Raw genomic sequence first — 13,326 nt, 5'->3', positions numbered from 1 at the left:
CTGCTCGCTTTTGTCCGTCCTTTCCAACTCAAAGCTAAGGCTATTGTTTACGGTATCCCCATATTGCCCATTCATCACGAAGCTAGCTAAGTGAATTTTCGACTAAATAGTAAATAGTGTTATTTTTGTTTTTATTTAAGCGGTCGAAGCATGCTTCGACCCTACAGTTATGGCGGTTGGGAATCTTAAAATCACAATTGTTTATAGGGACGATTCATGCATCGGCCGCATCTGGACAAACCCATTAAACTCAATCAAAAACCTCATAAAATAAGGCAACAGACTTTAAAAGTTTGTTGCTTTTATTGCATAGTTTGAAGATCCTCCATCGTCGATGGAGGATGACGAGGCCTTGTGTGGGGGAAGAAAGACTCTTCGCTTCGCTCTGAGTTGTAAGTGACAAATCTTCATTTCCACTATAGGTCTAGCTACTAATTACTCTATACTAACTACTATCAAAAAGGGGTTTGCTAGGGGTTGGATTCGAGACTCTAACGGATCTCCTTCGGAACTTGTTCGGATCTCGTTCGGTTCCGACCGAACGAGATCCGAAGGAGATCCATATCAGATCCTTGGAAATTCCGTAGGGTTCTCGAACTCAACCCTAACCAATATCATCCCAATCCCCTACTTAACTCGAATCAAATTAAAGTGGAGAGCATTAGAATACTAAACTTGGCAATTAGTTCTCTCAGGAAAGAAAAAAGGCAAGTAAAAATTGGGATGGGGCAGTAAGAATACTGTGGTTATATTGTTATTCCAGCGCATCTAGCAAAATAAAAAGCTGCTTTTTTGAACAACAATAATTGTTGATCGTAAAAGCAGCTTAAAATCTTCCGTTAAAATAAACGAAAGGAAATAGGAGAATTTACATTGGTATTAGGGTTTAACGATTGACCATCCTTGCTGGTTAAGGATAATCAATTCACCATTACCACTTGGGGTATAACCAATAAAATCCCACAATTGATCTTTAGTGTATTTTCGTTCTTCCAAAGAATTTAGGCATTGAACGACACGTACACCTTTCCCAATTAAGTCTTTCAACTGTTCTTCATAAGGATTTTTTTTCAGCATAACCTCTGTACCACCAGAAAAAGTGACTAGTTCAACTTCCAATTTATCCTTTAATCGAGCGTCTTTCAACAAATTATTGATATTACGGAAGGTTTTTTTCACGATATCCGGGTTATCGGTATCCAATTGATAAACCGCTTTGTAATGATCCTCCGATGCCGTAGCACCAGTATAGTTTTTGTTTTCAGCTAGAAGTTGCTCTTTATCTTGAGCATGCCCTTCATTTGAATATAATCCACCCATCAATACCATAATTACGAGTAATTTTTTCATGCTTTTATTTATTGTTCTCCTTAGTCAGGTCGATAAGTCCTTGTTTTAGTTTTTCAGAACCGAAATCCATCATACCAACTTGTTTCCCTACGATATCGCCATTTTTTGCTAAAATTACGGTCACAGGAATGGAGTTACTCGCCAATTCTTCAGGAAGTTGGGAGTCTAGGGTAAACAGAGGTAAAGTGTATTTGTTTTTCGCCATGAATTGAGCGGCTTTCTCTATATCTTGATCCACTTCAATTGCCATAAATACGATATCCTTTTCATTGGCTAATTCTGTGGAGAGCTTTTGCAAGGATGGCAATTCTTTAATACATGGCGGACACCATGTCGCCCAAAAGTTCATGACTACAACTTTTCCTTTTAAATTCGCCAAGGAAACAGTTTTTCCATTGATATCTTTAAAACTAGCATTCAAACCTTTATTCACTGCTTCTTGCGCGTTTGCCTGTGTAGTTTCTTGTTGTTCTTTCGGTTTTTCACCTTCGTTTTTAGGTTGGTTATTACCACATGACCAGGTCAAGAGCGCTGCAGCAACTAGACCTAGGGTTAAACTCATCTTTTTCATATGCTAAATTTCTATAGATTATTTTACAATTTGAACTATTTGACCATTATTTATTTCTTCAGATGCTTTTTTTACAATCTGATCTTGGGGTTGAAGCGATCCAAAAACCTCCGTTAACTCTGCGGTTTGTTGTCCTAATTTCACAGGAACACGTTCAATTTCCTTGCCATCGATTACCCTTAGAACAAAAATACCCGATTGGCTCTGTATTACGGATGAAGATGGGACAAACAAAGTAGGATGCTCTCGTTTTAATTTTAACTGTACATCGGTATAATCACCACCATTCAATTCTTCTTTTGCATTTGGAACATCAAATTCCAAGGCTAATGCACGCGTTACGGGATCAATTACCTTGGCATTACGTTTTAATTTAGCTTCATAACTTGCTCCGGGCTTGCTTAAGACTGTAAATGCAGCTAGGGTATTATCCGAAACAGATTGTGCATGTACTTCTGGGACGGTCACTTTTAGTTTAAGACGTTTATTCTCGACTAATCTAAAGAAAGGTAATCCTGTATCCCCGATTAAAGCCCCAACAGCGAAATTTCTAGCCGTGATAATTCCTGAAAAAGGTGCACGAATTAAAAGATACTCCTTCAATTGATTGGTTTTTTTATGCGAATATCGGCTTTCTTGTAATGCAGCACTGTCACGCAACATAGCTCCATAAGCTTGTTCTAATTCCAGTTCAGAGACCGCACCAACATTTTTATCCTGTACCTGCTGCAAACGATTATAGCGTCTTTTACTCACCACATAATTGGCATCCAATTGTTGGGATTTGGCTTGATCTGCCGTTGACTGAATATCCATCTCCGGAGCTTCTAACACCGCCAATACTTGTCCTGTCCGCACTTCATCCCCAACATCGACATTAATTCTTTTCACGAAGCCTTTCACCTTGGCATATACATCCAGACTTTCATAAGGATGAAGTTCACCCGGAAGTTTCAAATCGTATGTAGGTTGTTGTTCCAAAGGTTGAACTACCTGAACCTGTAGAGTAGAAACACTTTTCTCCCCACTTTCCTTTTTATCGTTTTCCTTACTGTTCGCTTGGCATCCTGCCAAGAATACTACAGCAGCTAATAATGTTAATATTTTCATTGTTGATTTTATTGTTGATAGAATTTACTAGCCACATCATCTGGATCCAATGAAGGTTCCGTTTGAGCAGCTTTTTTCATAATAAGTCCGAAAATTAATGGTACGATAAGTAGAATAGTAGCCGTAGAGCTTATTAAACCACCCATCACTGCCTGTCCTAAAGGAGCCACTTGTTCTCCTCCTTCTCCCATACCTAAAGCAATAGGAAGCATACCAGCCAACATAGCCATTGCTGTCATTAAAATAGGTCTGAACCTGGATTTGGCAGCTACTAATGCCGAACGAGAAGCTGTTAAACCAATCTTCTTTCGATACCATTCAGCCTGATTAATCAAGAGCACTGCATTGGAAATCGAAACCCCGATGGACATAATCATACCCATATAGGATTGCAAATTCAATGTACTACCACCAATCCATAGCATGATTCCACTACCTGCAATTACTGCTGGAACTACCGATAAGATCACAATGGAAATACGGAGCGACTGGTAATATGCAGACATCATAAAGAAGATAACAACGATAGCAATGGACAATCCAGAAAGAAGACCAATCAATGTTTCCTCCAAAAGAACCAAGGATCCTTCCTTCCAAACACGGACACCTTTAGGAGCCTCGCCTACTTTCTCTAATACTTGATCCAACATCTTATTGGCAGCACCTAAATCTTTCTCGTGTACATCTGCGATAATACTAACATATCGATTAGGTCCTCGACGATTTACCTGAGCTGGTGCATCTTTATAACTGATGCTGGCGATATCTTCCAATAAGGGAAAACTACTTCCCTTTTTCACAGGAATAGCCTTTATATCCTCAATAGTATGTGTCAGATTTTCTGGAACTTGTACCTGAACCTGAAAGACAAGACCTGATTTAGGATCTACCCACAGGTTTTTGTCCGTAAAACGAGTTGAAGAAGTGGTTGCGGATATATTCTTGGAGACCTCTTGTACCGTCAAGCCAAATTCAGCTAAACGGCGACGATCAATTTGAATATCTATAGTAGGATATTTCAATGGTTCTGCGATCTGAAGATCTCGAACAAATGGATAGCTCGCCATCTCCGCCTTTATTTTCTCGGCATGTTTTACTGCAGCCTTCAATTGTGGGGCACTCACTTTTACCTCTACTGGTGTCATTGAACCCTGGCTGATGATTTTCTCCATCAACTCGATCGGTTCGAAATTATAAAGCAATTTCGGATATTTTTTGGTGATATGGTCTCGAACAAACTCTTTGAACCCATCGGTATTCATTCCTAACTTCTTCTTATCTAATGATAATTGAAGGACTGCCTCTCCAGTACTGGAGGTAAACAAGAAAATAGGATTAATCGGATTCGCAGAAGGATGCATTCCAACAAATGCCGAACTGATTTTCACACTTTCATTTGGTAATTCTGCCTGTAAGGATTTTGTTAATGCTTTAACCGTCTCTTCTGTCCTCTCTAGGCGGGTTCCATCCGGCATACGCAGGCGAAGCTGAAAATCACCACCTTCTGATTTAGGCATGATTTCCGTTCCTATAAATCCAATAGTCAGGAAAACCAGAATGCTGGCCACGATCAAATAACTAAAAGTGTATGTTTTTGATTTGGAAAAACGATTCCGCAAATTGAAGACATATTTCGTTGAGATACGGTCTACCAACGATTTTTTCGGCTTTCCTTTAGGTCTATGCTTATGCTTCATAATCCAATTCGCCATAATGGGCACAAAGGTTTGAGAAGCAATAAAAGAAGCTATCATGGCAAAAGCAACTGCCATGGAAAGTGGCATAAACATATCCCGTGGTATCCCTTCCATCATGAAAGCTGGTGTCAATACCGCTAGAATACTTAATAGGATGAGCAATTTTGCTGCTGATATTTCCAATAATGCATCTAGGATAGCTCTGGCTTTGGCTTTTCCCAGTTCCATATGCTGGTGAATATTTTCAATGGTAACCGTTGCTTCATCGACCAGTATACCAATGGACAAGGCTAACCCGGAAAGGGTCATGATATTGATGGTTTGCCCAAAAAAGTGCAAGGTTATGACACTGGATAAAATAGCAATAGGGATGGTGAGGATTACGATGAGGGCACCACGAGGATCTCGCAAGAACAAAAATACCATTAAACCTGTCAATAAGGCTCCTAAGACACCTTCAAAGATCAAATTACTGAGTGAGCGTTGGATATAAACAGATTGGTCAAAGGCATAATTTATTTTCACTCCCTCTGGCAATAAGTTTTCCAACATGGGCAAAGCCTTTTTTAGGTTATCAACCGCATCTAAGGTTGAAGCATCTGGCTTTTTGATAATCGGAAGATAAACCGAGCGTTTGCCATTAATAATGGAATATCCTACTGTTTGGTCAGCTGCGTCCATCACAGATGCGACATCCCCTACTAATACGGTCCGTCCATCTACTGACTTGACGGGAGTCTGTAAAAACTCTTCTACACCCGAAGAAATGGAGTTTACAGGAGCCATCATATTCTTGTCCCCTATCCGCACATTTCCTGCAGGCGAAGGGATAGAGTTCTTGGTAATTGCCAGGGTAATTTCTTCTGGACTAAGGCCATTCGCTTTCATTCTTTGGGGATCGATATTGACCACCAAACTCCGCATATTACCACCGAAAGGTGCCGGAGCGGTAATACCTGGGATATTCACAAACATGGGCCTTACCTTCGTAATAGCCATCGTTTGTAATTCCGTCACGCTATGAACATCCGAGTCAAAGACTAATTGACCTACGGGTAAGGAACTGGCATCAAAGCGTACCACCATAGGTGGCACTGCACCTGCTGGTAGGAATCCCATGGCTCGAGATACTTGCATGGAAATCTCTGCCGATGCTTGAGACATGTCTGTGCCAGGATAAAAGCTTAATTTCATAAGCGTTAAACCCTGCACACTCTTAAAATCCAATTCTTTAACCCCGTTGACAAAAAGTAGAACTTTTTGAAACTCATTGGCCATAAAACCATCCATATAGGCTGGTGAGAGTCCACCATAAGGCATGGCAATGTACATGGCCGGAGATTCGATCTCCGGAAAAATATCAACTTTGACCTTTTTTATAACTGGCCAAGAAAAATAGGCTATTGCTAAAACAAACATCATGATAGCTATAGGCTTGCGTAATGCAAATCTGATTAAATTCATAGTCTATTGCTTAAAAATGATGAAATAAGGTGTTAAAATCTGCCTGATGATAACTCAGCTGAACATACAGCTTCCAATAATCCATGTAGGCATTTAAATTTTGTTTTTCTGTTTGAAGGAGTACATCCTGCACTTGCAATAGTTCAGAAAGATTGATCAAGCCGCCTTCATATCGCGCTTTATAAAGTTGATAAGCATCTTCAGCTTCTTTACGACTTTTATTGGAAGCATCAATTCCGCGTACTGCGGCATGTAATTGGGCTTGAACATTCTGCAATTGACTGGATAGTTCATTATTGATCAGTTCTTTCTCAAGATTAACATTTCTTTGCTGCAATTGGCTACTGCGCTGTTTCGAATTGGATTGCCATAAATCCTGCAGACTCCATGTCAATCCTAGTCCTACATAATAGTTGTTGGCAAAATTGTCATATAATTGACCATAATCCGTTAGGGCTTCACCAGTAGAGGAAATGGTACTACTACGACTTGCTAGACCTCCTAAAAGCATGATTCTCGGCATTTTATCCTTTGCTAATTTCTTCTCTTGCAAGGCCAACATATTAGCTTCTTCATCCTTAATAAGCAATTGCGGGTGCATAGTCACGCCAATATCCTGATGATCGATCAAATTCAGAAAAGGGCTGATATTTTTTGATGCAGACTCCTGAATAGTCTCACCAGTAAATTCATGGAGTAGAAATTTCGCTCCTTCAGCCTGACCTTCCAACAGCGTCAAATTACTATGAACCTGATTTAATGCGGATTGAGCTAATAAAGAATCAGCACCAGGTTTTACTCCTGCCTTTGCTAAGCCTATCGTCAGTTGCAAAATGGATTGGTATCTAGCATTGTGTTTATTAAACCAATCTTCTAGAACCTGTAAATATTGATAGTTTAAGTAGCGTTCAGCAAGTTTCTGCTGAATTTGTATTTCGAATAAGTGTTGATCGGTTTGGCTTTGTTGGATTTGCGATCTACCGATTTCTTTATCCAATTGCTTCTTTCCGAAATTAACGATATCCCAATTCAGCGTACTTGACAGGAAATGGTTGAATATGGGGTCGCTATTAACGGTATTACCATTGCTGTTCATTATACCTGGAAGAGGCAAGAACGTACCTGAGGTTCCTGAAAGGGAGCTTAGCCCTTGTTGAGCTTGTACTTGAACCTGAGGTCGGTATTTAATTAATCGGTCCAAACTATCTTGTTTGGCCATAAGGATCTGTTGCTTTTTAAGGTCAAATCCTTTGTAATAAGAGGCTGTTTTTTCCCATAAATCATGTAATGATTGCCCAAAAGCAACTTGATTTATCAAGATCAATAATAGCCCTATGAAATGTTTCTTTGATAAAAACATAAAGGTCTTTTAACTTGTAGAATAAATAAATAAATAAATAGACTAATTTTTTATCCCGGCTTTTGAGGATGACTTTAGTGAATAACACCTGGTTTTTTAAGATTCAATAGCATTAGGAATCCTCCTTATACAGGCATATAAACTATAAGGTCACTTGATCGAAAATGTTCAAGTAAAGCCAAAAAAATAAATTAGGGGAAGTCTACAGGTTAAGTCTTCTTATCTGAATTAAGGAAGGGTTGCTTTTGAGTTTGGCAGTATTCCAATTTACAAAAATGCTTTCCTGTTGAGGGATGAAAAGCGCTAATAGGAACACGAAACCAAATGACAGCAAAAGCGGTTGGAATTGAAATTCCGCGCTGACGGCCTGGGTACCGTTGTTAAGTTCAATGGCAGAGCTACAAAAATCCGCGAACTGATCCACAGAAGCATCGATACGATGAATTTTGTTGTTCTTTAGTTCGATGTGGGAATCTGGATTGAGACTCTGCTTTATAGAAGCTTTCAACGGACAGGAAGTCAACACAAACAATAGTACAATGCCTAGCACCTTGGCTAGCATACTAAATTGTTGGATGGACTTAAAATTGGTTTCCAGCATGCTACAAAACTAAGGCTAATTAGCTTATAATAAAAATTGTAAGGGTATTTTATTGGATTGTATTCACTTTTTGACGATTAGATTATGTATTGGGTAAAAAAAAATCGGTAGAGTTTTTTTTTCTTACCGATTTATAAAAGATATTTTAGACCAATACTCGTATTTCATTTCGCAGGAGGACTATTTTGTCCTCATTCTCGAGTTTCTTGAGAATCCTGGAAACTACTACGCGAGAGGTGTTTAAATCCATGGCAATATCCTGATGAGTGACGGTTAATATCCGATCGTTGGTCAGGCGGACCTTTTCTTTTAGAAAATTCATGATCCGTTCTTCCATGTTAGAAAATGCCAAATTATCAATTGCACCTAACATTTCATTCATTCGAGAGGAGTAACTATTTAATATAAAATTTCGCCAAGAATTATATTTAACCAGCCAATCATTTAGGAAGTTATTGGGAATCATAGCCACCGTTGTTGGCATTTCTGCTTGCGCACGGATTTCGCTTTTCTTATTTCCCATGCAACATGCTATAGACATGGTACAGGTCTCGCCTTGCGCTAGATAATACAACAGCACTTCCCCTCTATCTTCATCCTCTCGAACAATCTTTATTGCTCCGGTGAGTAATAAGGGCATAGAACGGATATATTGCCCAATATCAACAATTATATCACCTACTTCGAAAGACTTAATAGTAGCAACCGCCTCAATCTCTTCGATTAAGGCGGGCTCTAATATCCCTGTATATGCGGTTTCTATCAAACTCATATACTAATTTACTATTTTACAGTTGGTTTTCCGTTTTTCTTCCAATCTAAAAAACTACCCGAGTAATTGTAAAGATTATCAAAACCGTTCTTCTCTAAGAAGGAGTAAGCGATGGTTGCACGGTCACCGGATTGACATTGGATGATAATGTTTTTATCCTTGATATCCGTAGGTAGATTTTTAATGAGTTTACCGATAAATCGATGTTCCGCACCTGGAATATGCTCTGCCTTAAACTCGGAGTTTCCACGAACATCTAATAATACCGTATCCTCCTTATCTTTCCACTCTTCCACAGCATCTGCATCAACGATCTTCGTTTTCACCAAATTAGCACCATCTAAGTTTGTCACAAAGGCTTGAATATTATCCAAACCAATGCGCATAAGTTTACGGGTTATTTCTTCTTGCGCACCTTCATCAGCGATAACCAGTAACTGATCATCATAATTCAACACCCAACCAGCCCAATTTGCTAAGGCCTTATTGTTTTGAATATTGATGGAACCTTCCACATGTCCTTTGGCAAACTCATCTTTATGACGCGTATCTACTAAAGTTACATCGTTTAATTTTTCTGCTTCCGACCAAGAAATGGTTGGATGCTTCGGCACTTCAACTAATAGCGGACGATCGACCTTATTTAATTTCTTCATCATAGCGAAGTAATAAGGAGCTTCCGGTTGGTCACTTAATAAGTAATTTTTGAAACCTTCATAATCATCTCCAAATTGGAATGCCCAATTTCTAATTTTCTCATACCCTACAGTACTGCTAGGTACAGATCCTAATGCTTTACCACAGGCAGATCCAGCACCATGACCAGGCCATACTTGTATGAAATCGGACAATGCGGTGAATTTTTTCAGGGATTGGAACATCTGCTGCGCACCTAATTCTTTGGTGCCTACCATCCCTGCTGCTTCTTCCAGCAAATCAGGACGACCAATATCACCTACGAAAACAAAGTCTCCTGTAAATATCATTACCGGTTCATCAGATGCAGGATGATCACGTAATAAGAAGCTGATGCTTTCAGGAGTATGTCCTGGGGTATGCATTACTTCCAACGATAGATTCCCTACGTTGATTTTATCGCCTTCCTTAAGACCGATATGAGGAAACTCATATTGCCAATTGTCTCCACCCTCATCAGATAGGTATAACTGCGCACCAGTTGCAGCAGCAAGCTCACGCGAGCCAGCAAGAAAATCTGCATGGATATGAGTCTCTGTAATGTGTGTAATGGTCATGTTATTTTGCTTGGCGATTTCTAAGTAAACATCGATATCGCGTTGAGCATCAATAACAATCGCTTCATTTTTAGCTTGACAGCCTATAAAGTAACTCGCTTGTGCAAGGGTTTTGTCGTATACTTGTTGAAAAAACATTTCTCTCCTTATTTTAGATTTAATAATACAAATTTAATTTCAATTGAGACGAGTTATTGGTGGTTTTTCCAATTAATATATCCGCCTTCTAAGTCAAAAATTTCAGTTGCGCCTAAAGAACTTAAGATCCCTGCAGCCATATTGCTTCGCATTCCTGATCTACAAAAAACATAAATAGGTTTATCCAAATTTATTAATTCCTTCGCGTTTTCAATAAATGCTCGTGAATTTACATCCAGGCAAATAGCGCCATCAATACTTCCACTTTGAAACTCCCCAGCTGATCTTACATCAATTAATTGCACAGACTGATTATTAATTTTTGCCTGAAATTCTTTGTATGCTAATACTTGTATCATATTCGTTTTTTTAAAGTACAAATTTACCCAGAACAATATCTGATATCGGTTACATTTGTTACGTTCGTAAGATTAATGGGGCAACTTATCCTTCATTAAACCATACAAATAGGTACCTAGAATGGCAAATCCTGCTACAATTAGCATGGGATACATACCTGCACCAATAAGCACGAATATAGGTCCAGGACAAGCACCTGCCAAAGCCCAACCTAAGCCAAATAGTATTCCTCCAATTAGATAACGAGGGATTGATTTTGCTTTATCGGCCATACTAATAGGTTGACCTGTCGCATCCTTGGCATTGCTGCGTTTGATAAAATAAAATGCTGTAACACCGATAGCTAGAGCCGTTGCCATAAATCCAAACATATGAAAAGATTGGAAGTTGAACATTTCATAAATTCTGAACCAAGATGCTGCCTCAGCTTTGTACATAACGATACCAAAAAGTATCCCTAATAGGATATAAATAGTTTGTCTCATTGTCTAGAATATTAAAGGGAAAAGTACGTGGACCATGGTAAGACCACCGATAAAAAAGCCAATAACCGCAACTAAGGATGGCCATTGTAAGTTACTAAGTCCTGAAATGGCATGTCCCGAGGTACAGCCACCAGCATAGCGAGTACCAAAACCTATTAGTAAACCAGCTACTGCTAATAGGAGCACATTTTTAATAGATAGCTCACCGAATAACTCGGTTGGTGCAAATGCAGTTCCTGCAGATTCAAAACCAATCGATTTTAACTGTGCAACAGTCTCTTCGGAAATTGCTGGAACTTGATTGGTTGACAAGAAATTTGCCGCTACAAAACCGCCAATAACAGCCCCTACTAGAAAAAGTAAGTTCCATTTTTGGCTTTTCCAGTTAAAATCAAAAAAGCTACAAGACTTTCCAGCACCCATCATGGAACAGATATTTCTGAAGTTTGACGAAAACCCGAAACTCTTTCCTAAAAAAACCAGTGCAATCATGATCAAGGCGACCAATGCCCCTCCCACATACCAAGGCCACGGCCCCAAGATAATTTCCATAGTGTGATAAATTTTATGCAAAGTTAAGAATTAGGACAGGGCAACTAGGTAACCTATGTTACCAAAATATGATTCAAATCATATTTTTCACCTACTGTAACCTATGTAACCAAAACTAAAAAGCATTTCTTTCAATTTTGTACCTAAATTTAGAAGACATGATGGAAATAATAGGATATATCGCTTCAATAGGAATAGGGATCTCTTTAGGTCTTATTGGAGGTGGAGGGAGCATTTTGACAGTCCCTGTGTTGGTATATCTTTTCCATGTTGAGCCACTATTGGCTACGAGTTATTCCTTATTTGTTGTCGGTAGCACCAGTATGGTGGGTGCCATCCCCTATTTTAAGAATAAACTTATAGATTTTCGCACGGCATTATATTTCGGTATTCCTTCTATTATCACAGTCTTCCTTACCCGACATTATTTGATTAATGCTATTCCTGATGAATTGTTTGATGTTGGGGGAATGGTAGTTACCAAGAATATGGCCATTATGCTATTTTTTGCCTTATTGATGTTGTTTGCATCTTATAATATGATCAAATCCAAGGAGATTCCTCAGGAAGAGAAACCTAGTCGTATTCTTCCCTTATTAATACAGGGAGCAGCAGTAGGTCTAATATCTGGGTTGGTAGGTGCAGGAGGTGGTTTTCTCATCATTCCAGCCTTGATAATTTTCGGCCAAATGAGCATGAAAAAAGCTGTAGGAACATCCTTGTTAATTATATCTGCAAATTCATTGATTGGTTTTTTAGGCAAGATGGATGTAGAGGGTATGAATTGGGGATTTATGTTGGGGATATCAGGCATTGCCATTGTCGGAATTCTAATCGGTGCTCGAATGAGCCAAAGAATAGATGGTAAGAAGTTAAAGCCAGCTTTTGGATGGTTTGTCTTGGCTATGGCGACGCTAATTCTGTTACAAGAATTATCCAAATAAAAATTCCTTAAGGTATTTTCACCGAATATAAACGGTCAATCACCGAAAAATAAATTGACTTAACCTATTTATCGCACCAAGTTATGTGCTGTTCGCTTACCTTTGATATACAATTAAACGCGAAAGCATATAGAAATTAAACAAATAAAAACAAAAGAGTTATGTCAATTAAAGAAACATTTACCGTAACGGGTGAGAACTTATTAAAGAGAATTAAGGAATTAATTGCTGAAGGCAATGTGACAAAAATTACCATTACCGATAAAGGCGGAAAAGAAATCATGAATTTCCCAGTGACTTTAGGAGTAATCGGCGTTGTATTAGCACCAATATTTGCTGCAGTAGGTGCGATTGCAGCTTTATTAACGGAGTGCAAAATTACTGTGGAACGTACAGACAAATCTGAAGAAGCTGAAACTACTGAAGCTGCAGAGCCAACTGCAACAGAAGAAAAATCAGAAGGTACGAACATTGAAGTTCACTAAGCTTAAGAATTAATAAATTTTTAGATTTTACAAAGAAAGAGGTCGACACACATGTGTGTCGACCTCTTTTTTCATAGGTTAAATCAGCGATAAAGCATAAAATATCATTCAAATAAATAAAAAAAATGAGGTATGGATACTATATTCAGCCTCCTTTTATTCTAAGAGAGTAAGTTAAATGATT

13 protein-coding genes are annotated in these 13,326 nt (G+C 38.8%); 2 read left to right on the top strand and 11 right to left on the bottom strand.

What is annotated here, in order from left to right; genetic code table 11:
- Positions 1-879: 879 nt before the first annotated feature.
- The 11 genes from ACP6L2_RS00550 to ACP6L2_RS00500 form a co-directional block, all read right to left on the bottom strand.
- Positions 880-1,350 carry a DsrE family protein gene (locus tag ACP6L2_RS00550; RefSeq protein ID WP_440507363.1) on the bottom strand — a complete coding sequence of 157 codons (471 nt, stop codon included), beginning with the start codon at positions 1,348-1,350 and terminating at the stop codon, positions 880-882.
- Between the two features lie 4 nt (positions 1,351-1,354).
- Positions 1,355-1,912: a TlpA family protein disulfide reductase gene (locus tag ACP6L2_RS00545; RefSeq protein ID WP_440507362.1), complete on the bottom strand. Its 558-nt coding sequence runs from the start codon at positions 1,910-1,912 to the stop codon at positions 1,355-1,357.
- A 27-nt stretch (positions 1,913-1,939) separates the two neighbouring features.
- A complete protein-coding gene (locus tag ACP6L2_RS00540; RefSeq protein WP_440507361.1) occupies positions 1,940-3,031 on the bottom strand; it encodes an efflux RND transporter periplasmic adaptor subunit in 1,092 nt (363 codons plus the stop codon).
- A gap of 8 nt (positions 3,032-3,039) precedes the next feature.
- Positions 3,040-6,192 carry an efflux RND transporter permease subunit gene (locus tag ACP6L2_RS00535; protein ID WP_440507360.1) on the bottom strand — a complete coding sequence of 1,051 codons (3,153 nt, stop codon included), beginning with the start codon at positions 6,190-6,192 and terminating at the stop codon, positions 3,040-3,042.
- Between the two features lie 10 nt (positions 6,193-6,202).
- Complete coding sequence (locus ACP6L2_RS00530; protein ID WP_440507358.1) at positions 6,203-7,552, bottom strand: TolC family protein; 1,350 nt, start codon at positions 7,550-7,552, stop codon at positions 6,203-6,205.
- Positions 7,553-7,754: 202 nt separating this feature from the next.
- The gene (locus ACP6L2_RS00525; RefSeq protein ID WP_440507357.1) at positions 7,755-8,153 is read right to left on the bottom strand and encodes a hypothetical protein; all 399 of its coding nucleotides are present in this window, start codon (positions 8,151-8,153) and stop codon (positions 7,755-7,757) included.
- 145 nt (positions 8,154-8,298) lie between these two features.
- Positions 8,299-8,925, bottom strand: coding sequence for a Crp/Fnr family transcriptional regulator (locus tag ACP6L2_RS00520; protein WP_440507355.1), 627 nt, complete (start codon positions 8,923-8,925; stop codon positions 8,299-8,301).
- An 11-nt stretch (positions 8,926-8,936) separates the two neighbouring features.
- Positions 8,937-10,316 carry an MBL fold metallo-hydrolase gene (locus ACP6L2_RS00515; protein ID WP_440507353.1) on the bottom strand — a complete coding sequence of 460 codons (1,380 nt, stop codon included), beginning with the start codon at positions 10,314-10,316 and terminating at the stop codon, positions 8,937-8,939.
- A gap of 53 nt (positions 10,317-10,369) precedes the next feature.
- Positions 10,370-10,675, bottom strand: a complete 306-nt coding sequence (locus ACP6L2_RS00510) for a rhodanese-like domain-containing protein (protein ID WP_440507351.1) — start codon at positions 10,673-10,675, stop codon at positions 10,370-10,372.
- Between the two features lie 72 nt (positions 10,676-10,747).
- Complete coding sequence (locus tag ACP6L2_RS00505; protein WP_440507349.1) at positions 10,748-11,161, bottom strand: DUF6691 family protein; 414 nt, start codon at positions 11,159-11,161, stop codon at positions 10,748-10,750.
- A 3-nt stretch (positions 11,162-11,164) separates the two neighbouring features.
- The gene (locus tag ACP6L2_RS00500) at positions 11,165-11,713 is read right to left on the bottom strand and encodes a YeeE/YedE family protein (RefSeq protein WP_440507348.1); all 549 of its coding nucleotides are present in this window, start codon (positions 11,711-11,713) and stop codon (positions 11,165-11,167) included.
- A gap of 158 nt (positions 11,714-11,871) precedes the next feature.
- Here ACP6L2_RS00500 and ACP6L2_RS00495 point away from each other — a divergent pair, with 158 nt between their 5' ends.
- Both ACP6L2_RS00495 and ACP6L2_RS00490 read left to right on the top strand, forming a co-directional pair.
- Positions 11,872-12,657, top strand: coding sequence for a sulfite exporter TauE/SafE family protein (locus ACP6L2_RS00495; RefSeq protein WP_440507346.1), 786 nt, complete (start codon positions 11,872-11,874; stop codon positions 12,655-12,657).
- Between the two features lie 161 nt (positions 12,658-12,818).
- Positions 12,819-13,142: a DUF4342 domain-containing protein gene (locus ACP6L2_RS00490; RefSeq protein ID WP_440507344.1), complete on the top strand. Its 324-nt coding sequence runs from the start codon at positions 12,819-12,821 to the stop codon at positions 13,140-13,142.
- Positions 13,143-13,326 lie beyond the last annotated feature (184 nt).

The organism is Sphingobacterium lactis (assembly GCF_051951495.1).
Lineage (GTDB): Bacteria > Bacteroidota > Bacteroidia > Sphingobacteriales > Sphingobacteriaceae > Sphingobacterium > Sphingobacterium lactis_A.
This window is presented reverse-complemented; position numbering and strand designations above follow the sequence as displayed.

Coding starts and splice junctions, on each gene's coding strand:
- ACP6L2_RS00510 (WP_440507351.1), bottom strand. CDS start 10,675: ATGATACAAGTATTAGCATACAAAGAATTTCAGGCAAAAATTAATAAT.
- ACP6L2_RS00535 (WP_440507360.1), bottom strand. CDS start 6,192: ATGAATTTAATCAGATTTGCATTACGCAAGCCTATAGCTATCATGATG.
- ACP6L2_RS00530 (WP_440507358.1), bottom strand. CDS start 7,552: ATGTTTTTATCAAAGAAACATTTCATAGGGCTATTATTGATCTTGATA.
- ACP6L2_RS00500 (WP_440507348.1), bottom strand. CDS start 11,713: ATGGAAATTATCTTGGGGCCGTGGCCTTGGTATGTGGGAGGGGCATTG.
- ACP6L2_RS00515 (WP_440507353.1), bottom strand. CDS start 10,316: ATGTTTTTTCAACAAGTATACGACAAAACCCTTGCACAAGCGAGTTAC.
- ACP6L2_RS00490 (WP_440507344.1), top strand. CDS start 12,819: ATGTCAATTAAAGAAACATTTACCGTAACGGGTGAGAACTTATTAAAG.
- ACP6L2_RS00520 (WP_440507355.1), bottom strand. CDS start 8,925: ATGAGTTTGATAGAAACCGCATATACAGGGATATTAGAGCCCGCCTTA.
- ACP6L2_RS00495 (WP_440507346.1), top strand. CDS start 11,872: ATGATGGAAATAATAGGATATATCGCTTCAATAGGAATAGGGATCTCT.
- ACP6L2_RS00525 (WP_440507357.1), bottom strand. CDS start 8,153: ATGCTGGAAACCAATTTTAAGTCCATCCAACAATTTAGTATGCTAGCC.
- ACP6L2_RS00505 (WP_440507349.1), bottom strand. CDS start 11,161: ATGAGACAAACTATTTATATCCTATTAGGGATACTTTTTGGTATCGTT.
- ACP6L2_RS00545 (WP_440507362.1), bottom strand. CDS start 1,912: ATGAGTTTAACCCTAGGTCTAGTTGCTGCAGCGCTCTTGACCTGGTCA.
- ACP6L2_RS00540 (WP_440507361.1), bottom strand. CDS start 3,031: ATGAAAATATTAACATTATTAGCTGCTGTAGTATTCTTGGCAGGATGC.
- ACP6L2_RS00550 (WP_440507363.1), bottom strand. CDS start 1,350: ATGAAAAAATTACTCGTAATTATGGTATTGATGGGTGGATTATATTCA.